The sequence below is a fragment of the Fibrobacter sp. genome, assembly GCA_024399065.1.
GTDB lineage: Bacteria > Fibrobacterota > Fibrobacteria > Fibrobacterales > Fibrobacteraceae > Fibrobacter.
The window spans coordinates 1-1,450 of sequence record JAKSIB010000096.1 but is presented as its reverse complement, the minus strand read 5'-3'; the positions used below and the strand labels follow the sequence as shown (position 1 = coordinate 1,450).

The window sequence follows — 1,450 nt, the reverse complement described above, 5'->3', positions numbered from 1 at the left end:
AGGCCAATCAAACTTGGAGATAGCTCGTACTCCCCGAAATGCCTTTAGGGGCAGCGTCGGGACAGTAACGTGTAGGTAGAGCGACTGGTTGGATGCGAGGGCTTCACCGCCTATCAAGTCCTGTCAAACTCCGAATGACACGTTATGTTTCCCGGCAGTGAGGGCGCGGGTGCTAAGGTCCGTGTCCGAGAGGAGAACAATCCAGACCGCCAGCCAAGGCCCCGAAAGGGCAGTTAAGTTGGACTAACGAAGTGCGGCCGCAGAGACAGCTAGGATGTTGGCTCGGAAGCAGCCATTCATTCAAAGAGTGCGTAACAGCTCACTAGTCGAGCGGCCGTGCGTGGATAATAAGCGGGCATTAAACTGTCTGCCGAAGCTGCGGATTTATGGTAGGGGAGCATTCCGCCGGCGGTGAAGGCGTATCGCGAGGTATGCTGGAGCTTGCGGAAAAGCAAATGTAGGAATGAGTAACGACAAGGGGGGCGAGAGGCCCCCCCGCCGAAAGACCAAGGGTTCCTGATCAACGCTAGTCGGATCAGGGTTAGTCTGGATCTAAGGGTAAGGCGAAGGCCGAGACCGATGACGATGCGGTTAATATTCCGCAACCCTGCTCGTGGGCGACGTGGTGACGAAGTGAGCAAGTCCGTGCCCGGTGACGGATATCCGGGTTGAAGGGGGAAGGCGTTGAGATGGGCAGGCAAATCCACCCACGAGCCGGAACCCGATAGTACGGCGACCCTCCGGGGGAGCCGATATCGGACGGAAGCGCTTCCAAGAAAAACCGCTAAGCTTAACCACGGGCGGGCCAGTACCGCAAACCGACACAGGTGGTCCGGTAGAGTATACCGAGGCGTATGGGAGATTCACGGTTAAGGAACTAGGCAAATTGACCCCGTAACTTCGGGATAAGGGGAGCCATCCTCCGGGATGGCCGCAGAAAATAGGCTCAGGCGACTGTTTAACAAAAACACAGGGCTATGCTAAAACGAAAGTTGAAATATATGGCCTGACACCTGCCCGGTGCTGGAAGGTCAAGGGGAGAAGTCACGCGCAAGCTGCAGCTTCGAGCCGAAGCCCCAGTAAACGGCGGCCGTAACTATAACGGTCCTAAGGTAGCGAAATTCCTTGTCGGGTAAGTTCCGACCTGCACGAATGGTGTAACGATCCGAGCACTGTCTCAACCGTGAGCCCAGTGAAATTGTAGTATCGGTGAAGATGCCGATTACCCGCAACGGGACGGAAAGACCCCGTGAACCTTTACTGCAACTTAGCGTTGAGTCTGGGCAATCGATGTGTAGGATAGGCCGGAGGCTGTGAAGGTGGCGCGCCAGCGCTGTCGGAGCCGACGTTGAAATACGGCCCTTTGCTTGTCCGGGCTCTAACTCAAGGACTTGAGGACCGCGCTTGGCGGGTAGTTTGACTGGGGTGGTCGCCTCCAAAAGCGTAACGG

At 56.5% G+C, this 1,450-nt stretch carries 1 rRNA gene; it reads left to right on the top strand.

The window, feature by feature from the left end:
• Window positions 1-1,450, top strand: a 23S ribosomal RNA gene (locus MJZ25_16610); the annotation flags it as partial.